This is a genomic window from Lentzea rhizosphaerae, from assembly GCF_042649515.1.
Classification (GTDB): domain Bacteria; phylum Actinomycetota; class Actinomycetes; order Mycobacteriales; family Pseudonocardiaceae; genus Lentzea; species Lentzea aerocolonigenes.
The window spans coordinates 145,479-162,861 of sequence record NZ_JBHRZI010000017.1 but is presented as its reverse complement, the minus strand read 5'-3'; the positions used below and the strand labels follow the sequence as shown (position 1 = coordinate 162,861).

At 67.8% G+C, this 17,383-nt stretch carries 20 protein-coding genes; 13 read left to right on the top strand and 7 right to left on the bottom strand.

Annotated features, from left to right (window positions below; genetic code table 11):
- Positions 1 to 87: 87 nt before the first annotated feature.
- Positions 88 to 1,944 carry a phosphogluconate dehydratase gene (gene edd / locus ACFOWZ_RS22320; protein ID WP_382375450.1) on the bottom strand — a complete coding sequence of 619 codons (1,857 nt, stop codon included), beginning with the start codon at positions 1,942 to 1,944 and terminating at the stop codon, positions 88 to 90.
- A gap of 227 nt (positions 1,945 to 2,171) precedes the next feature.
- Here edd and ACFOWZ_RS22315 point away from each other — a divergent pair, with 227 nt between their 5' ends.
- The 5 genes from ACFOWZ_RS22315 to ACFOWZ_RS22295 all read left to right on the top strand — a co-directional run bounded on the left by ACFOWZ_RS22315 (position 2,172) and on the right by ACFOWZ_RS22295 (position 6,494).
- On the top strand, positions 2,172 to 2,465 hold the full coding sequence (locus tag ACFOWZ_RS22315; RefSeq protein WP_030464951.1) for a hypothetical protein: 294 nt from the start codon (positions 2,172 to 2,174) through the stop codon (positions 2,463 to 2,465).
- An 85-nt stretch (positions 2,466 to 2,550) separates the two neighbouring features.
- Entirely contained in the window at positions 2,551 to 3,315 is a 765-nt protein-coding gene (locus ACFOWZ_RS22310) for a hypothetical protein (protein WP_382375448.1), read from the top strand.
- A gap of 8 nt (positions 3,316 to 3,323) precedes the next feature.
- Positions 3,324 to 5,204: a fumarate reductase/succinate dehydrogenase flavoprotein subunit gene (locus tag ACFOWZ_RS22305; RefSeq protein ID WP_382375446.1), complete on the top strand. Its 1,881-nt coding sequence runs from the start codon at positions 3,324 to 3,326 to the stop codon at positions 5,202 to 5,204.
- The gene (locus ACFOWZ_RS22300) at positions 5,201 to 5,950 is read left to right on the top strand and encodes a succinate dehydrogenase/fumarate reductase iron-sulfur subunit (protein ID WP_030464948.1); all 750 of its coding nucleotides are present in this window, start codon (positions 5,201 to 5,203) and stop codon (positions 5,948 to 5,950) included. Before ACFOWZ_RS22305 ends, ACFOWZ_RS22300 begins: the two co-directional genes overlap by 4 nt.
- Before the next feature lie 166 nt (positions 5,951 to 6,116).
- Entirely contained in the window at positions 6,117 to 6,494 is a 378-nt protein-coding gene (locus tag ACFOWZ_RS22295) for a hypothetical protein (protein ID WP_382375443.1), read from the top strand.
- Here the strand turns inward: ACFOWZ_RS22295 and ACFOWZ_RS22290 are convergent, their stop codons facing one another.
- Complete coding sequence (locus ACFOWZ_RS22290; protein WP_382375441.1) at positions 6,495 to 7,142, bottom strand: response regulator; 648 nt, start codon at positions 7,140 to 7,142, stop codon at positions 6,495 to 6,497.
- A gap of 134 nt (positions 7,143 to 7,276) precedes the next feature.
- Between ACFOWZ_RS22290 and ACFOWZ_RS22285 the strand changes: the two genes are divergently transcribed.
- Genes ACFOWZ_RS22285 through ACFOWZ_RS22275 form a run of 3 tightly spaced genes read left to right on the top strand, consistent with a single transcriptional unit; the run spans position 7,277 to position 8,387 of the window.
- On the top strand, positions 7,277 to 7,564 hold the full coding sequence (locus ACFOWZ_RS22285) for a hypothetical protein (RefSeq protein WP_382375439.1): 288 nt from the start codon (positions 7,277 to 7,279) through the stop codon (positions 7,562 to 7,564).
- A gap of 11 nt (positions 7,565 to 7,575) precedes the next feature.
- Complete coding sequence (locus tag ACFOWZ_RS22280) at positions 7,576 to 7,941, top strand: hypothetical protein (protein WP_382375437.1); 366 nt, start codon at positions 7,576 to 7,578, stop codon at positions 7,939 to 7,941.
- Complete coding sequence (locus tag ACFOWZ_RS22275) at positions 7,926 to 8,387, top strand: hypothetical protein (RefSeq protein WP_382375435.1); 462 nt, start codon at positions 7,926 to 7,928, stop codon at positions 8,385 to 8,387. The genes ACFOWZ_RS22280 and ACFOWZ_RS22275 overlap by 16 nt, the downstream gene beginning before the upstream one ends.
- Before the next feature lie 63 nt (positions 8,388 to 8,450).
- Here the strand turns inward: ACFOWZ_RS22275 and ACFOWZ_RS22270 are convergent, their stop codons facing one another.
- The 4 genes from ACFOWZ_RS22270 to ACFOWZ_RS22255 form a co-directional block, all read right to left on the bottom strand.
- Complete coding sequence (locus tag ACFOWZ_RS22270; protein ID WP_382375433.1) at positions 8,451 to 9,347, bottom strand: amino acid ABC transporter permease; 897 nt, start codon at positions 9,345 to 9,347, stop codon at positions 8,451 to 8,453.
- On the bottom strand, positions 9,344 to 9,991 hold the full coding sequence (locus ACFOWZ_RS22265) for an amino acid ABC transporter permease (RefSeq protein ID WP_382375431.1): 648 nt from the start codon (positions 9,989 to 9,991) through the stop codon (positions 9,344 to 9,346). The genes ACFOWZ_RS22270 and ACFOWZ_RS22265 overlap by 4 nt, the downstream gene beginning before the upstream one ends.
- A gap of 78 nt (positions 9,992 to 10,069) precedes the next feature.
- Positions 10,070 to 10,963, bottom strand: coding sequence for a glutamate ABC transporter substrate-binding protein (locus ACFOWZ_RS22260; RefSeq protein WP_382375429.1), 894 nt, complete (start codon positions 10,961 to 10,963; stop codon positions 10,070 to 10,072).
- Positions 10,964 to 11,002: 39 nt separating this feature from the next.
- Complete coding sequence (locus tag ACFOWZ_RS22255) at positions 11,003 to 11,731, bottom strand: amino acid ABC transporter ATP-binding protein (RefSeq protein ID WP_382375834.1); 729 nt, start codon at positions 11,729 to 11,731, stop codon at positions 11,003 to 11,005.
- A 159-nt stretch (positions 11,732 to 11,890) separates the two neighbouring features.
- Between ACFOWZ_RS22255 and ACFOWZ_RS22250 the strand changes: the two genes are divergently transcribed.
- Positions 11,891 to 12,565: a response regulator transcription factor gene (locus ACFOWZ_RS22250; protein WP_030464939.1), complete on the top strand. Its 675-nt coding sequence runs from the start codon at positions 11,891 to 11,893 to the stop codon at positions 12,563 to 12,565.
- A 57-nt stretch (positions 12,566 to 12,622) separates the two neighbouring features.
- The gene (locus ACFOWZ_RS22245) at positions 12,623 to 14,008 is read left to right on the top strand and encodes an ATP-binding protein (RefSeq protein WP_382375427.1); all 1,386 of its coding nucleotides are present in this window, start codon (positions 12,623 to 12,625) and stop codon (positions 14,006 to 14,008) included.
- 27 nt (positions 14,009 to 14,035) lie between these two features.
- Here ACFOWZ_RS22245 and ACFOWZ_RS22240 read toward each other — a convergent pair whose 3' ends face one another.
- Positions 14,036 to 14,926, bottom strand: a complete 891-nt coding sequence (locus ACFOWZ_RS22240) for a TAXI family TRAP transporter solute-binding subunit (protein ID WP_382375425.1) — start codon at positions 14,924 to 14,926, stop codon at positions 14,036 to 14,038.
- Positions 14,927 to 15,007: 81 nt separating this feature from the next.
- Here ACFOWZ_RS22240 and miaB point away from each other — a divergent pair, with 81 nt between their 5' ends.
- The 3 genes from miaB to ACFOWZ_RS22225 all read left to right on the top strand — a co-directional run bounded on the left by miaB (position 15,008) and on the right by ACFOWZ_RS22225 (position 17,367).
- Positions 15,008 to 16,474 carry a tRNA (N6-isopentenyl adenosine(37)-C2)-methylthiotransferase MiaB gene (gene miaB / locus ACFOWZ_RS22235; protein WP_382375423.1) on the top strand — a complete coding sequence of 489 codons (1,467 nt, stop codon included), beginning with the start codon at positions 15,008 to 15,010 and terminating at the stop codon, positions 16,472 to 16,474.
- Positions 16,471 to 16,938: an Rv2732c family membrane protein gene (locus tag ACFOWZ_RS22230; protein WP_382375421.1), complete on the top strand. Its 468-nt coding sequence runs from the start codon at positions 16,471 to 16,473 to the stop codon at positions 16,936 to 16,938. The genes miaB and ACFOWZ_RS22230 overlap by 4 nt, the downstream gene beginning before the upstream one ends.
- A 66-nt stretch (positions 16,939 to 17,004) precedes the next feature.
- Entirely contained in the window at positions 17,005 to 17,367 is a 363-nt protein-coding gene (locus tag ACFOWZ_RS22225; RefSeq protein WP_382375419.1) for a hypothetical protein, read from the top strand.
- The last annotated feature ends 16 nt before the right edge of the window (positions 17,368 to 17,383 follow it).

Here is a 17,383-nt window from a genome sequence, read left to right as displayed (position 1 = left end):
GGTCTTTTGACGACGAAGTCAAAAGTCTCATTGCTAAGGGGCAGGTCAGCGGGGTGGGGAACCAATATATTGGTGGTACGCGGTGGGTCAGAAGTGCGTGACCGGTGCGAAGTGGTCAGCCGTGATCGGGCCGAACACCGTGGCCCCGCGGTCGGCAGGCCCGACCGTGCGGCGCAACGCGGCGAACAGTTCGCGTCCCGTGCCGGTCCACTCGCGGCCCGTCGGCGGGAAGTCGACGAGGGGGCGTGACGCCAGCTCCTCCGCAGGCACCTGGACCTCCAGCGTTCCGGCCGTGGCGTCCAGCCGGACGACGTCGCCGTCGCGGATCCGGCCGAGCGGGCCTCCGACTGCGGCCTCCGGGGTCAGCTGGATGGCGGCCGGGATCTTGCCCGAGGCGCCGGACATGCGGCCGTCGGTCACCAGGGCGACCTTGTAGCCGCGGTCCATCAGCACGCCGAGAGGGGGCGTCAGCTTGTGCAGTTCGGGCATGCCGTTGGCCTGGGGGCCCTGCTGGCGGACGACGACGACCACGTCGCGGTCGAGCTCGCCTGCCTTGAAGGCCTCCTGGAACGCCTCCTGCGTGGTGAACACGCGGGCGGGTGCTTCGACGACGTGGTTCTCGGAGGCCACGGCCGAGACCTTGATGACCGCGCGGCCCAGGTTGCCCGAGAGCATGCGCAGGCCGCCGTCCGAGGCGAACGGGTCCGAGGCCGGGCGCAGGACGTCGAGGTCCAGCGAGCGGTCGGGGGCGTCGACCCAGACCAGGGTGCCGTCGGCCAGTTTCGGTTCCTGGCGGTAGCGGTCCAGGCCGAAACCGGCCACCGTGTGGACGTCGTTGTGCAGCAGGCCGGCGTCCAGCAGGGTGCCGACGACGAACTGGACGCCGCCCGCGGCCTGGAAGTGGTTGATGTCGGCGCTGCCGTTCGGGTAGACCCGCGCGATCAGCGGCACGATGGCGGACAGGTCCGAGAAGTCGTCCCAGCTCAGCTCGATGCCCGCGGCGGCGGCGATGGCGACCAGGTGCATCGTGTGGTTGGTGGAACCGCCGGTCGCCAGCAGGGCGACGACGCCGTTGACCACGGCCTTCTCGTCGACGATGTGCGCGATCGGGGTGTAGCCGTCGCCGCGGGCCATCTCGACGGCGCGGCGGCCGGCGTGCTCGGTCAGGGCGCGGCGCAGCGAGGTGCCCGGCGGCACGAACGAGGCGCCCGGCAGGTGCAGGCCCATGACCTCGACGACCATCTGGTTCGAGTTCGCGGTGCCGTAGAACGTGCAGGTGCCGGGGGAGTGGTACGAGGCGGCCTCGGCCTCCAGCAGGTCGTCGCGGGTGGCCTTGCCCTCCGCGTAGAGCTGCCGGACGCGGGCCTTCTCCTTGTTGGACAGGCCCGTCGACATCGGGCCCGCGGGCACCAGGATCGACGGCAGGTGGCCGAACGACAGCGCGCCGATCAGCAGGCCCGGCACGATCTTGTCGCACACGCCGAGCAGCACGGCCGCGTCGAACATCTCGTGCGACAGGGCGACACCGGTCGACATCGCGATGACGTCGCGGCTGAACAGCGACAGTTCCATGCCGTCACGGCCCTGGGTGACACCGTCGCACATCGCGGGCACACCGCCCGCGAACTGGGACACGCCACCGGCCGTGCGGACGGCGTCCTTGATCCAGGCCGGGTACTCCTGCAACGGCTGGTGCGCCGACAGCATGTCGTTGTAGGACGACACGATCGCGACGTTCGACTTGCGCAGCGCCCGCAGCGCCGCCTTGTCGCCGCCGGTGATGCCGGCGAAGCCGTGCGCCAGGTTGCTGCAGGCGAAGCCGGACCGCGAGGTGCCGTCCTGCGCCGCCGCGGCCACACGTTCGAGGTACACGCGTCGGGAGTCGGCGCTGCGGGCGGCGATTCGGCGTGTGACCTCTGTCAGTACGGGATGCAGTTGGCTCATGGGTCTCTCCGGGTCATCACGGGCCGTGGTGGGGCCCTCACGAGACGACAACAGTGGCGTCCCACGGACGGGCGTGACGCCACACACAGTAAGTCATCGCTGGTCGTAGACACAAAAACGATTCAGTAACTGGGAAGGAACCAGTTTTGAATCTTGGCGTGTGGTGCTTGTCACATGGCTTGAGATTGGGCAGAGTGCGGGGCACGACCTTGGAACGGAGGTGTCCCATGACGTCCACGGAGATCGTCGAACTGCGCCGGGTCATCGGTCAGATGCGGCACTGCGTCAGCTCGTTGCGCGCCAGGTACGGCGACGTGGCGGCCGTTCAACGCCTTGCCAACGACGTAGAACGCATGGACATCGACGCCACCGAACTCGTCGATCTCGGTACCACCCCGAGGCAGCGCGAAGCTCCTCAAGTGGAACGCGAGGTCGTGGTCGTGCCCGACACGCCCTACGACGAGTCGTTGTGGAAGGACGCAGACGACGAAGGACTCGGTGGCTACCGCAACCGGACCTGAGCCGACCTGATCAGACGGCCCCCGCGAGACGCGGGGGCCGTTCGGCGTTTTCCCACAACGGCGTGGACCCCCAGAAAGGTGAGTAATGGCGAGGGCAGAGATCGCCGCCAGGACTCTGCGCACGGACCGATGGTGGTTGCCGCCGCTGACGACATTCGTCGGCCTGCTGCTCATCTCGATCTACGCGGCGTTCCGCACGTTCCAGGGGGACTTCTACTGGGTCGACCAGTACCACTACCTCACACCGATGTACTCGCCGTGCCTCACCGAGGAGTGCATCCCGGCGGCATCGCACTTCGGGCAGTGGTTCCCGGCGCTACCGGGCTTCCTGACGCCGCCCGTGATCATCATCCCGTTCCTGCTGGGGTTCCGGATCACCTGCTACTACTACCGCAAGGCCTACTACCGGGCCGCCTGGGCGTCGCCGCCCGCGTGCGCTGTGGCCGAGCCGCACAGCAAGTACACCGGTGAGACGCGCTTCCCGCTGATCGCGCAGAACCTGCACCGCTACTTCTTCTACGCGGCCTCGCTCCTGCTGCTGATCAACATCTACGACGCGGTCCTCGCGTTCGGCACCGGCGTCGGTCTGGGCAACATCATCCTGCTCGCCAACGTCGCGCTGCTCGGCGCGTACACGCTGTCGTGCCACTCGTGCCGCCACATCGCGGGCGGGCGGCTCAAGCACTTCTCCAAGCACCCGGTCCGGTACTGGATGTGGACGCAGATCTCGAAGCTGAACAACCGGCACATGCAGCTGGCGTGGGCTTCGCTGATCTTCGTCTGTCTCACCGACCTCTACGTCGCGCTGGTCGCCTCGGAAACGATCTCCGACCTCCGCTTCATCAACTAGGAGTGGTTTTGCCCGAGCTGGAAAGGCATTCGTTCGACGTTCTCGTGATCGGCGCGGGTGGTGCCGGTCTGCGTGCCGCGATCGAGGCCCGTGAGCACGGCATGCGCACCGCCGTTCTCTGCAAGTCGTTGTTCGGCAAGGCCCACACGGTGATGGCCGAGGGTGGCATCGCTGCCGCGATGGGCAACGTGAACTCGAGCGACAGCTGGCAGGTGCACTTCCGCGACACCATGCGCGGCGGCAAGTTCCTCAACAACTGGCGGATGGCCGAACTGCACGCTCAGGAGGCACCGCAACGGGTCTGGGAGCTCGAGACCTACGGCGCGCTGTTCGACCGCACCAAGGACGGCCGTATCTCGCAGCGCAACTTCGGCGGCCACGAGTACCCGCGCCTCGCGCACGTCGGCGACCGCACCGGCCTCGAACTGATCCGCACGCTGCAGCAGAAGATCGTGTCGTTGCAGCAGGAGGACTTCAAGGAGTTCGGGAACTACGAGGAACGCCTGCGGGTGTTCCAGGAGTTCACCGTCACCGACCTCGTCAAGGACGGCGCCGAGAATGGTGGCAGTATCGCCGGCGCGTTCGGCTACTGGCGCGAGTCCGGCCGGTTCGTGCTGTTCGAGGCACCCGCGGTGATCCTCGCGACCGGCGGCATCGGCAAGTCGTTCAAGGTCACCTCGAACTCGTGGGAGTACACGGGTGACGGCCACGCGCTCGCACTGCGCGCGGGCGCCTCGCTGATCAACATGGAGTTCATCCAGTTCCACCCCACCGGGATGGTCTGGCCGCCGTCCGTCAAGGGCATCCTCGTCACCGAGTCCGTCCGCGGTGACGGTGGCGTGCTGCGCAACTCCGACGGCAAGCGCTTCATGTTCGACTACATCCCCGAGGTGTTCAAGGACAAGTACGCCGACAACGAAGAAGAAGGCGACCGCTGGTACACCGACCAGGCGAACAACCGGCGCCCACCGGAGCTGCTGCCCCGCGACGAGGTCGCGCGGGCGATCAACTCCGAGGTCAAAGCCGGGCGCGGGTCACCCCACGGCGGCGTTTTCCTCGACGTGTCAACGCGTCTGCCCGCCGAGGAGATCCGCAAGCGCCTGCCGTCCATGCACCACCAGTTCAAGGAACTGGCCGACGTGGACATCACGGCCCAGCCGATGGAGGTCGGCCCGACCTGTCACTACGTGATGGGCGGCGTCGAGGTCGACCCGGACACCGGATCCTCTTCCGTGGCAGGGCTTTACGCCGCCGGAGAGGTGTCCGGCGGCATGCACGGCTCGAACCGCCTGGGTGGAAATTCGTTGTCGGACCTGCTCGTGTTCGGCCGCCGTGCCGGTGCGGGTGCGGCGGAGTACGTGCGGGCACTCGAATCCAGGCCCGCCGTCTCGGAGGACACCGTCACCGAGGCACGGGCCACGGCGCTCAAGCCGTTCCAGCAGGAGGGCGGCGAGAACCCGTACACGCTGCACATGGAACTGCAGCAGTCCATGAACGACCTCGTCGGCATCATCCGCCGTCAGGCCGAGATGGAAGAAGCGTTGCAGCGGCTGGAGAAGCTCAAGGAACGCGCCCAGTCGCTGACGGTCGAGGGACACCAGCAGTTCAACCCCGGCTGGCACCTCGCACTCGACTTGCGCAACATGCTGCTGGTGTCCGAGTGCGTGGCGAAGGCGGCACTGCTGCGCACGGAGTCCCGCGGCGGCCACACCCGTGACGACCACCCGTCGATGGACGCGGAGTGGCGGCGCAAGCTGCTGGTGTGCAACGTCGACGAGAACGGGGTGCGCGTCGAGGAGAAACCGCAGATCCCGATCCGCAGCGACCTGCTGGACCTGTTCGACCGCACCGAACTGGAGAAGTACCTCACCTCCGAGGAGTTGTCATGAGCTACCAGGGGAAGTTCCGGGTGTGGCGCGGTGACGACTCCGGTGGAGGGCTGGAGGACTTCACCGTCGAGGTCAACGAGGGTGAGGTCGTCCTCGACATCATCCACCGGCTGCAGGCCACGCAGGCACCGGACCTCGCCGTGCGGTGGAACTGCAAGGCGGGCAAGTGCGGCTCGTGCTCGGCGGAGATCAACGGACGCCCGCGGCTGCTGTGCATGACCCGGATGTCGGTCTTCGACGAGTCGGAGACGATCACGGTCACGCCGATGCGGACGTTCCCGATCATCCGCGACCTGGTGACCGACGTGTCCTTCAACTACACCAAGGCGCGCGAGGTCCCCTCGTTCGCGCCGCCGAAGGACCTGGCCCCCGGCGAGTACCGGATGCAGCAGGTCGACGTCGAACGCTCGCAGGAGTTCCGCAAGTGCATCGAGTGCTTCCTGTGCCAGAACACCTGCCACGTGGTGCGTGACCACGAGGAGAACAAGGAGGCGTTCTCGGGGCCGCGGTTCCTGATGCGCGTCGCCGAACTCGAGATGCACCCGCTCGACACGGCCGACCGCGTCGACCAGGCGCAGGACGACCACGGGCTCGGCTACTGCAACATCACCAAGTGCTGCAGCGAGGTCTGTCCCGAGCACATCCACATCACCGACAACGCGCTCATCCCCATGAAGGAGCGCGTGGCGGACCGCAAGTACGACCCGATCGTCTGGCTCGGCAACAAGCTGTTCAAGCGGTCCTAGCGACCGTCGCCGTGGGCCGGGGATCGTACAACCGGCCCACGGCGACGGCGGGGTGCTTCGCCCTCTTTCCCACGTTCGTGTGCTTTCCCCTTCCTCCGCTGCACGCAGAGGCCGATGCCGGGCGTTCTGCTCGTGTCGGAGCGCAGAGAGATTTCCGGGGGAAGAGATGAAGATTCCTGTGGTGGTGGTCGCGTTCGTGGCAGCCGTGCTGCCGGTGACCGGAGTCGCCAACGCCGCGACGTCGACCGGCACACGCGGAACGTGCGGGCCGATTCCGTCGCAGAGCTACTGCGCCATCGGGACCGACCAGTTCCCGGGCGGTCGGATCTCCGTCGACGTGGACCTCGTCAAGAGCTCGCCGTCCGGCGACTACCAGGTCACCTGGGAGGTGTGGGACAGCCGCGGGCCGACGGGCTGCGAGCAGAAGATCTGGGCGAACGCCCCGGCCGGTTCGTGGACCTGTGACAACATCCGCCCGGGAATCGTCTCCCTCACCACCGCCAAGCACAGCCCGGACCACGCCCACCTCGGTCTGCGCTGGTAGTCACCCGGCCAGCTGCGGCGTGACCAGTCCGGACTCGTAAGCCGTCACGACGGCCTGAGCCCGGCTGGTCAGCCGCAGCTTGGTCATCACGCGGTTCAGGTGCGTCTTCACCGTGCCCTCGGTGACGCTCAGCTTGCTCGCGATCGCCGCGTTGGTCTGCCCCGTGGCCACCAGCCTGAGCACCTCGCGTTCGCGGTCGGTGAGGTCGCCCAGACCCACCGGCACCCACGGCGCGTCCGCCACGTCACCGCGCAGGTACGCCGCCACGAGCCGGCGCATCACCGTCGGGCTGAACTGCATCTCGCCGGACGCCACCGCGGTGATCGCGGCCAGCAGCCTCGCCGGCTCCGACTCCTTCAGCACGAACCCCGCGGCACCCAGCCGCAACGCCTCGTGGACGTGCTCGTCGAGGTCGAACGCGGTCAGCACGAGAACCCTCGTGGACGCCAGGACACGTTCCAGCGCCGCGAGACCAGGCACGCGGATGTCCAGGAGCACGACGTCCGGGCGCACCGACTCGGCGAGCGGCACAGCCGTCTCGCCATCAGATGCTTCTCCGACAACGGTCATTCCCGGTGTCGCCGTCAGCAACGCGACCAAGCCCGCCCTGAACAACGGCTGGTCGTCGACCACAAGCACGCGCGTCACAACGCCCCTCAGCCAGGTGACGTCACCGCCGTAAATCCCCAGATTCCCCAACTCCGAGCGTACCGCGAAAGTTGACGAGAGATCCACTGTTCGTCAGACGACCCGGATCCTCCGGCGTCGATACGTTCCGCGCCATGCGAACCGCATCGGCAGACCTGCTCGCCGTCCGCACGATCACCGCCGACGGCTCGGACATCTACCTGCGGATCACCTCCAGTCCGGTGGACCTGGAGATCCGCTGGTTCCGCGACGACGACCACCGGGTGTCGGGCAGCCCTGTCCTGTTCCCGGCGGGGGACAGCGCACGACGGCGCATCGGTTCGAACTTCCGTGCCGGCACGACGTTCTGCCTGGACGTCGTCGGTGGGACGGGGACTGAGGACGTCTGGTGCGGCGTCGTCGACTGGAACGTCTACTCGTGAGGAGATTTCCGATGAAACGTGCTCTTGCAGGCCTTCTCGCCGTGGGCTTCGCGATGGTGTCCGCGTTGCCCGCCCACGCGGCGTCGACCACGATCACGGTGCCGTTCAAGCACAACCAGATCACCTGGTTCACGACCGCGCGCACCATCACCGTGGCCGGGTCGAACATCGACGCCAGGGTCGCTCTGGGCGGCGTCATGCAGCTCGCCTGGTACAAGTGCGGCGACCGCAACACGCGCGGTGCGTTCGTACGAATGGAGGAGGAGCGCAAGCACGTCGGCACGAACTTCAAGAAGGGCACCAAGTTCTGCCTCGCCTCGAACAGCCCCTACACCGAGGGCACGGTCGGAGGAACGCTGTGGTGGAGCGGTACCTGATCGCTGCGGTGATCCTGGTGGCCGGATGCGCGGCGCCGCAACCGGCCGCACCCGCAGTGGTGGACCAGCAGCAGTACACCCAGGCCATGCAAGACGGCGTCGCCAGGTACACCTGGCCCGACGGTCGCAAGCCGGATCTCACCGTGCTCGCGGAGAAGTCGGGGCCGGGACCGGACAGGGCACCGGCCGGAAGCGAGCGGATCGTCCTGGAGATGACCAACGCCTGCGCCTGGTACCTCGGTTGGGAGGACGCGCGGCAACGCGGCGACCAGGCGGCGGTCTCGCGGGCGCTGAAGGTGATGGACGAGGTGCTGCCGACGTTCTCGCCGGAGGACCCGGACGGGCAGCGCTACGCCCGTGAGACGGCGGCGAAGGCCAGGGCGGGCGACGGCACACAGGCAGCCGACTACGTGACGGCCAACTGCGATTCCGTGCTGTGGCGCTAAAACAGGGGAAACAAGAACGGGGCGTGTCCGATGTGGACACGCCCCCGTTCACTCAAGCCGTTCTCAGAGAACGGCACCACCGGCGGGAGTCGCCGTCGAGGCTTCGCCGAGCTGGATCTGCTTGGCCTTGTCCTCGTCGAGGTGGATGACCTTCTTGTTGCGGCGGTTGCGCTTCTCCAGGTAGTTCGCGAACCACGTGAGGAGCAGGCACAGTCCGATGTAGATGGACGCCACCACGATCATCGTCGGGATGAGCGGACGGCCGAACTGCAGCTGACCACCGATCTGGCGGCCCCAGTACAGCAGCTCCTCGAACGTGATGAGGAAGCCGAGCGCGGTGTCCTTCAACAGCACGACGAGCTGGCTGATGATGGTCGGCAGCATCGCCCGCAACGCCTGCGGCAGCAGCACGAGCACCATCACCTGCGTCTTGCGCATGCCCAGCGCGTACGCGGCCTCGCTCTGCCCCTTGGGCAACGAGTTGATGCCCGCACGGAACACCTCGGCGAGCACCGAGCCGTTGTACAGCATCAGGCTGAGCACGACCGACGTGAACGCCGTGAGCTTGATGCCCGTCGACGGCAGGCCGTAGTAGAAGAAGAACATCATGATGACGAGCGGGATCGCGCGGAACAGCTCCACGACCACCGCCGCCGGCGTGCTGATCCACTTGTGGTCCGACAGCCGCGCCGCCGCGAACACGGCACCGAACAGCAGCGCCAGCACCGCGCCGACCGCGAACGCGCTGAGCGTGCGGCCGAGCGCCTCGACCAGCGAGATCTGGATCTGCTTGTACTCGAACCAGCTCCACTTGCGGCCCTCGAACTGGCCGGTGTCGACGAAGCGCCACACCACGTAGCCGAGGAACGCGGCGATCGCGACGATGCCGACGACCGCGTACGCGCGGTACCGGATCCTGGCCCGCGGACCGGGAACGTCGAACAGGACGGTGCTGCTCATCGGGCCACGCTCCAGCGCTTCTCGAGAACCCGCTGCAGGTAGGTCAGCGGCATGACCAGCAGGACGAAGATGCCGGCGACCCACAGCATGCCGGTCAGGGTGTCCTCACCGAGCTCGGAGAGCGCGTCGCGGATGGCGCCGGCTTCCCGGACCGAGAAGCCCGCCGCGACGGTGGTGTTCTTCAGCAGAGCGATGAACGTGCTCACCATGGGCGGGACGACGGATCGCAGCGCCTGCGGCAGCACGATGCTGCCGAGCATCTGGGTGAACGTCAGGCCCAGAGCCCGCGACGCCTCGGCCTGGCCGATCGGCACGGTGTTGATGCCCGAGCGGACCACCTCGCAGACGAACGCCGACGTGTAGAGCGTCAGCGCCACGACGGCGGCGGTGAAGAACTCGAACTTGATGATCTCCAGGTAGGGGTACGCGAACACGAAGAACACGAACACCAGGGTGAGCGGCGTGTTGCGCACGACCGTCACGTACAGCGTGCCGACCCCGCGGAACACGGGAACCGGGCTGACGCGCAGCATCGCGAGGAAGATGCCCAGCAGCAGCGACGCGATCCCGGAGACCGCGAACAGCTTGAGCGTGTTCGCGAAGTGGTGCACGAACAGGTCGAGGTTACGGGTGAGGACGCCCATCGAATTCCTTGCCGTCGTCCGTCGTCAATGGAACGGCCGGTGGACCCGCCGTGCGAGTCCACCGGCCACAAAGGAACGTCAGTACTTCTCGAGGGTCGGGTGCTTGCCTTCCGAACCCGACTTGCCCAGCGTGTTCTTGTAGATCTGGTCCCACTTGCCGTCGGACAGCGACTTCTCCAGGATCTCGTTGACCTTGTCGCGGAAGGCCTTGTCGTCCTTGGGGAGACCGATGCCGTACTTCTCCGTCGAGAAGGTCTTGCCGACGACCTTCATCTTCTCCGGCTCGGCGGCCGCGTAACCCTTGAGGATCGCGTCGTCGGTGGTGACCGCGTCGACCTCACCGTCGAGCATCTTCGTCACGCACAGCGAGTAGCTCTGGAGCTCGACGACGTTGGAGGCCGGCTCGACCAGCTTGTCGTCGCGCACCTTCTTGGCGGGCGTGGAGCCCGTCACGGAGCAGACCTTCTTGTTCTTGATGGTGTCCGGACCGGTGATGTCGGTGTTGTCCTTCTTCACCAGCAGGTCCTGGCCCGCGATGTAGTACGGGCCGGCGAAGGACACCTTCTCCTTGCGGGCGGCGGTGATGGAGTACGTGCCGACGTAGTAGTCGACGTCACCGTTGATGATCGCCTGCTCGCGGGCGGCGGACTGGATCGTCTTGAACTGGATCTTGTCCTCGGCGAAGCCCAGCTGCGCCGCGATCAGCTTCGCCATGTCGATGTCGAAGCCGGTGTACTTGTTCGTCGTCGGGTCCTTGAAGCCCAGACCCGGCTGGTCCTCCTTGACACCGACGACCAGCGAGCCGCGGGCCTTGATCTTCTCGAACGTCGGCGAACCGTCGACCTTGACGTCCTTGGCGACGTCGAAGACACCGGCGGGTGCTCCCGTGTCGGTGCCGGTGCCTTCCTTGCCACACGCGGTCAGGGCGAGACCACCCGCCAGCAGCACCGCCGCAAGGGTGCGAACCCTCATCGTCCTTCTCCTGCCATTCGTTCGAAAGTGGGCTGACTACTAGTGAGTCAGGATCTTGCCAAGGAAGTCCTTCGCGCGGTTGGACTTCGGGGCCGAGAAGAACTCTTCCGGGGTGGAATCCTCGACGACCTCGCCGTCGGACATGAAGATCACCCGGTCCGCGGCCTTGCGGGCGAAGCCCATCTCGTGCGTGACGACCAGCATCGTCATGCCGTCCTTCGCGAGGCCCGTCATGACGTCCAGGACCTCCTGGACCATCTCGGGGTCGAGCGCGGACGTGGGCTCGTCGAACAGCATCACCTTGGGCTTCATCGCGAGCGCGCGGGCGATCGCCGCACGCTGCTGCTGCCCACCTGAGAGCTGAGCCGGGAACTTTTCCGCCTGGTTGGCGATCCCGACGCGCTCCAGCAGTTCCATCGCGGTCTTGCGGGCCTCGGCGGCCGGCGTCTTGCGCACCTTCGTCGGAGCGAGCATCACGTTCTCGACGATGGTTTTGTGCGCGAAAAGGTTGAAGGACTGGAACACCATGCCGACATCGGCGCGCAGGCGTGCCAGTTCCTTTCCTTCTGCCGGAAGAGGCTGCCCGTCGACCTCGATGACTCCGGAATCAATCGGCTCGAGGCGGTTGATGGTCCGGCACAGGGTCGACTTACCGGAACCCGACGGCCCCAGCACGACCACGACCTGCCCCTTCGGCACTTCCAGCTGCACGTTCTTGAGCACGTGCAACGGGCCGAAGAACTTGTCCACACCCGCCACACGAATCATCGGCGGGGCAGAGGCGGCAGTCATCCAGTCCTCCATTTGGGGTCGTCGGCGTTGGCGGAAACCTAGGTGTCCGCCACCACACCAGTCCAGGACATTGAGCAAGACTTAGGGTCTCAACTCTGTCACAGGCAGACATCGGTTGCCCGGGAGGTAGCGAAAGTGCGCGTGCTGCTCGTCGAGGACGACGACAGGGTCGCCGAGGCATTGGTCCCCGCCCTGACCAGACGGGGTTTCCACGTCGACAGGCAGGCCACCGGCCGCGGCACGCTCGACCGCCTCACGGGCGTCGACGTGGTGTTGCTGGACCTCGGCCTGCCCGACATGGACGGCGTGACGCTGTGCCGTGCGATCAGGGCCGCGTCGGACGTCGCGATCATCGTGGTGTCGGCGCGGGGGGAGATCGACGACCGCATCCTCGGCCTGCACGCCGGGGCCGACGACTACCTGGTCAAGCCCTATGACGTGGGCGAACTCGTCGCGCGCGTGCACGCCGTCCGCCGCCGTCGCGGTGCGGACCCGGTCGGCGTGGGCGCGGTGTCGACGGAGGTGTTCGAGACCGGCGACGTGCGGGTCGACCTGGGGCGCCACGAAGTCACCGTGGCGGGTGAATCAGTCGCCCTCTCGCGCAAGGAGTTCCAGGTCCTCGCGCTGGTCATGGCCGCGGGCGGCGCTGTGTGCACGCGCGAGCGGATCCTGGCCGAGGTGTGGGGACGCACGTGGTCCGGCGCCAACCGCACGCTCGACGTGCACGTCGCCACGCTGCGCACGAAGCTCGGCAGGCCGGCGTTGCTGGAGACCGTGCGCGGTGTCGGATACCGGCTGGGGCAGGTGTGATCACGAATGGGTGATCTTTGCTCACCGGCGTGTCGCGACGGGGCGGGGTGACGGGTCGTGAGGTCCCGACTGCTGGGCGTGGTGCTCGCCCTCATCGTGCTGGTCCTGGTGGGTCTGGGCGTGCCGCTGGGCCGCGGTGTGGCGGCCTCGGAACAGCAGGAGATGTTCCTGGACCGGCTCACCGACACCAGCCGGTTCGCCTCGCTCGCGCAGCGGCCGTTGATCGACAACCGGCCGCACCTGCTGCGGCCTGAGCTCGAGCGCTACGACGAGCTCTACGACATCGGCGTGGCCGTGGTGACCCGCGACGCGCCGACGGTCCCGGTCGTCGCGTCCCGCAACAACCTCGCGCTCGGCGACAGCGCCGTGCAGGACCTCGTCAGCAAGGCGCTCGCGGGCCGGCTGCCGGTCGCGCCGCCGTTGTTCATGCCGTGGAGCGACACGCAGGTGGTGCTCGCCGAACCGGTCCTCGTCGACGGCGAGGTGCGCGGCGCGGTGATCACGTTCTCGCCGACGTCCAAGACCCGGTTCGAGGTGCTGGCCTGGTGGGGCCTGCTGCTCGCGGCGAGCCTGCTGGTGCTGGCGCTCGCGGTGCTGCTGGCGTTGCCGGTCGTGCGCTGGACGCTGCGGCCGGTGCAGGCGCTGGACGACGCGACGGGCAAGCTGCTGGCGGCCGTGGTGTCCGGACGGCCGGTGCCGCCGGTGGGCGCGGAGAGCGGGCCGCCGGAACTGCGGCAGCTCTCGCGATCGTTCGACCAGATGGCCGCCAGCATGAGCGATGTGCTTGCCGCGCAACGGGCGTTCGTCGCGGACGCCTCGCACCAGCTGCGGAACCCGTTGACGGCGTTGAAACTCCGTCTGTCCAATCTGGAGGGTCACGTCGACGCCGAGGCTGAGGTGCACCAGGTCGAGGCGCTGAGCGAGACCGACCGGCTGAACCGGATCCTCGACGAGCTGCTCGCCATGGCGCGCGCCGAGTCGAGCTCGGTCGACCCGGTGCCGGTCGACGTCGACAAGTCCGTGGCGGCCCGGCTGTCGGCGTGGCAGGCGGCCGCGGCGGCCAAAGAGGTGCACCTCGTGCTCGACGGGCAACGCGTCGGCATGGCGCTCGCACCGCCGCGCGGGGTCGAGACGGTTCTCGACGCACTGCTCGACAACGCGCTGAAGTTCACCCCCGAGGGCACGCTGATCGTGGTCGACGTGCGCAAGTCCGACGGCGTCGTCCGGCTCTCGGTCTCCGACCACGGGCCGGGTCTGCAGCCGGAGGAGCTCGAACGCGCCACCGACCGGTTCTGGCGCAGTCCTGCCCACCAGAACGTGCCGGGTTCCGGGCTCGGTCTCTCGATCGTGCGGCTCGTGGTCGAACGGGTCGACGGGGCCGTGCGCCTCGAGTCTCCGGAGGACGGCGGGCTCAAGGTCGTGGTCGAGCTGCCGGCCGCCTGATTTTTGATGTATCTGATATCCGATATATCAGATCTTGGTTTCGCGGTAGTAGCGCATGGCGCCGTTGTGCAGCGGGACCGGTGACGTCTCGATCGCCGACCGCTGCTCTATCGTCCGCGCCGCCGAGTGGGCCTTCACCAGGTCGGGCTGGCCTTCGAACAGCTGCCGCACGAGCGCCTCGGCGACGTCGTCCGGCATCGACTCGGTGACGAGCAGGAAGTTGCGGGTGACGAGCGTGATGACCGGCCCGGACTGCAGGTTGTACGTCGAGGCCGGCAGGGTCGCGGAACCGTACACAGGATACTGCTGACGGAATTTCGGCAGCTCGTCCTTCAGGTCGAGCATCCGCACGCCGAGGCCCTTGGTCAGGTCGGTGATCCTCTTCGTCGGCAGGCCGCCGGACCAGAAGAACGCGTCGAGCTTGCCTTCCTGCATCGCCTGGGCGGAGTCGTCGAGGCCGAGGTTCAGCGCCTGCGGCGTGACGTTCTCCGACCGCAGCAGCTTGTTGGCGATGATCTCGACGCCGGACTCCTTCGCGCCGATCGACACGCGCAGTCCCGACAGGTCGCCGAGCTTCTTCACCGGCAGGTCGGCGCGGACGATGACCTGCAGGTAGTCGTCGTGCATGCGGGCCAGCGCGCGCAACCGCGTGGAGCCTTCGACGTCTGCTATCGCGTCCGCCTGCGAGAACCCCACCTGGGCCTGGTTGTTGACCAGCCGGGTGACGTTGTCCTTGGACCCGGCCGTCTGGACGACCTGGGGTCGCGCGATGCCGAGCCGGCCGCTCCAGATGTCCGCGAGACCCTTGCCGAGCGAGTAGTAGACGCCGCCCTCGCTGCCTGTCGCCATCGTGATCTTGACGTCCTCGACCGTGCTGCCGCAGCCCGTCAGGACCGTTGCGGCGGTCAACAGGCTCACGGCGGCATGCACTCGTCCCAGCACCTGCGCATCGTGCCACGGGGGCGTTCTACGCTTGCACCCGACGAAAGGTTGGTTGCAGTGACCCGCAGTTACCAGATCCGCACGTTCGGTTGTCAGATGAACGTGCACGACTCCGAGCGGCTCGCCGGTCTACTGGAGGACGCTGGCTACGCGCGGGCCGCCGAGGACGAGCAGGCCGACGTCGTCGTCTTCAACACCTGCGCGGTCCGCGAGAACGCCGACAACAAGCTCTACGGCACGCTCGGCCACCTCGCCCCGCAGAAGGCGGCGAAGCCCGGCATGCAGATCGCGGTCGGCGGCTGCCTCGCGCAGAAGGACCGCGGCGAGATCGTCCGGCGCGCCCCGTGGGTGGACGTCGTGTTCGGCACGCACAACATCGGCTCGCTGCCGGTGCTGCTCGAACGCGCCCGGCACAACTCCGAGGCGCAGGTCGAGATCCTCGACGCGCTGGAGACGTTCCCGTCGTCGCTGCCGGCCTCCCGCGACTCCGCCTACTCGGGCTGGGTGTCGATCTCGGTGGGCTGCAACAACACCTGCACGTTCTGCATCGTGCCGTCCCTGCGCGGCAAGGAGAAGGACCGCCGCCCCGGCGACGTGCTCGCCGAGGTGCAGACGCTCGTGGACGAGGGCGTGCTGGAGGTGACGCTGCTGGGGCAGAACGTCAACTCCTACGGCGTCGAGTTCGGCGACAGGTTCGCGTTCGGCAAGCTGCTGCGCGCCTGCGGTGAGATCGACGGCCTCGAGCGCGTGCGGTTCACCTCGCCGCACCCCAAGGACTTCACCGACGACGTCATCGCGGCCATGGCCGAGACGCCGAACGTGTGCCACCAGCTGCACATGCCGCTGCAGTCCGGTTCGGACCGCCTGCTCAAGGCGATGCGCCGGTCGTACCGCACGGAGAAGTACCTGGGCATCATCGACAAGGTCCGCGCCGCCATGCCGGACGCCGCGATCACCACGGACATCATCGTGGGCTTCCCCGGTGAGACCGAGGAGGACTTCCAGGGCACGCTCGACGTGGTGCGCCAGGCCAGGTTCTCGTCGGCGTTCACGTTCCAGTACTCCAAGCGTCCCGGCACGCCCGCCGCGGACCTGCCGGACCAGCTGCCCAAGGCCGTCGTCCAGGAGCGCTTCGACCGGCTCGTGGCGTTGCAGAACGAGATGACGCACTCGCTGAACATCGAGCAGGTCGGCCGCACGGTCGAGGTTCTCGTCGCCACGGGTGAGGGCAAGCGTGATGCGGAGACGCACCGCATGAGCGGCCGCGCGCGCGACGGACGTCTTGTGCACTTCACGCCGGGTGGGACCGTCCCGCGTCCCGGTGACGTCGTCGAGACGGTCGTGACCTACGCGGCCCCGCACTACCTCGTCGCGGACGGCGAACCGCTGTCGTGGCGCCGCACCAAGGCCGGTGACCGGTCGGAGGCGGGGATCAAGCCCAAGACCGCGGGCGTGGGCCTCGGCCTGCCGTCGTTCGGTGCGCCCGCGCCGCTGCCCGCCGTGTCGGGGTGCTCGGCCCAGTGAGCGAGGAGGAGTACCTGCGCAAGGAGATCGACGCGGTGGAACAGCAGGCGGCCAAGCGCATCGACCCCGGCACCGGCGCCCTCACGATCTCTGTCGCCGTGCTGGCGTTGCTGGTGTCGCTGGTGCTGCCGTGGGTCGGTGACGACACGGGCCTGAACGTGGTGCTCGGCGAGTCGGCGAGCTTCGTGCCGAGGCTGTTCTCGTTCTTCGCGCTCGGCGTCGGCGTGCTCGGCTCCGGCCTCACGCTCGCGGTGCGGCGCTGGGGGCTCGCGTGGGTCTGCTCCCTGGGCCTGTTCGCGGGCTCGGTGACGGGCGTGCTGTCGATCTGGACGCAGCAGACGACCACGAGCAACAAGGCGATCGGGCCCGGCCCCGGCGTCGGCCTGATCATCGCGGTGATCGCGGTGATCGTCCTGCTGGTGAAGTGGGTGAAGATCGCGGCTTCGCGCCCGCCCCAGCTGTGATGAACGGGCGCACCTCCCCGACTCCTTTCCCGTCAAACGGTGAACGCGAGTCGAGGTGCGCTGGCGATGACGGACGCTGATCAGACCGCGAACACCGTCGGCGACGTCACCATCACCCAGTACGGGACGCCGAAACGCCCGCCGATGCTGCTTCTCGTCGTCGTGGCCTGGTATGCCGCGGTGGTGGGTCTTCTCGTCGTGGTGGTGAATCTGGGCCCCCGCACGGGGCCCGCGAGCGAGAGCACGGCGCCGTCGCCGCGGCAGAAGCCCGCGAACGACGGACCGGGCTACCTGGTGCCCGTCAGCGACGACCTGAGGGCCGCCGACTTCTACCAGAACGACTGGAACGACTCGTACGCCGATGGCACCTGGCTGGTCGTGTCGCTGTGCTCTGGCCGTGACGACCAGAAGTGGCGCATTGCGCGCTGAAGGGCCCCTCCCGCGC

What these genes read in the sequence shown, in the direction of transcription:
- edd (WP_382375450.1), bottom strand. Translation starts at nt 1,944, where the DNA reads ATGAGCCAACTGCATCCCGTACTGACAGAGGTCACACGCCGAATCGCC.
- ACFOWZ_RS22315 (WP_030464951.1), top strand. Translation starts at nt 2,172, where the DNA reads ATGACGTCCACGGAGATCGTCGAACTGCGCCGGGTCATCGGTCAGATG.
- ACFOWZ_RS22255 (WP_382375834.1), bottom strand. Translation starts at nt 11,731, where the DNA reads ATGATTCGTGTGGCGGGTGTGGACAAGTTCTTCGGCCCGTTGCACGTG.
- ACFOWZ_RS22280 (WP_382375437.1), top strand. Translation starts at nt 7,576, where the DNA reads ATGAAACGTGCTCTTGCAGGCCTTCTCGCCGTGGGCTTCGCGATGGTG.
- ACFOWZ_RS22225 (WP_382375419.1), top strand. Translation starts at nt 17,005, where the DNA reads ATGACGGACGCTGATCAGACCGCGAACACCGTCGGCGACGTCACCATC.
- ACFOWZ_RS22270 (WP_382375433.1), bottom strand. Translation starts at nt 9,347, where the DNA reads ATGAGCAGCACCGTCCTGTTCGACGTTCCCGGTCCGCGGGCCAGGATC.
- ACFOWZ_RS22265 (WP_382375431.1), bottom strand. Translation starts at nt 9,991, where the DNA reads ATGGGCGTCCTCACCCGTAACCTCGACCTGTTCGTGCACCACTTCGCG.
- ACFOWZ_RS22300 (WP_030464948.1), top strand. Translation starts at nt 5,201, where the DNA reads ATGAGCTACCAGGGGAAGTTCCGGGTGTGGCGCGGTGACGACTCCGGT.
- ACFOWZ_RS22295 (WP_382375443.1), top strand. Translation starts at nt 6,117, where the DNA reads ATGAAGATTCCTGTGGTGGTGGTCGCGTTCGTGGCAGCCGTGCTGCCG.
- ACFOWZ_RS22310 (WP_382375448.1), top strand. Translation starts at nt 2,551, where the DNA reads ATGGCGAGGGCAGAGATCGCCGCCAGGACTCTGCGCACGGACCGATGG.
- ACFOWZ_RS22260 (WP_382375429.1), bottom strand. Translation starts at nt 10,963, where the DNA reads ATGAGGGTTCGCACCCTTGCGGCGGTGCTGCTGGCGGGTGGTCTCGCC.
- ACFOWZ_RS22285 (WP_382375439.1), top strand. Translation starts at nt 7,277, where the DNA reads ATGCGAACCGCATCGGCAGACCTGCTCGCCGTCCGCACGATCACCGCC.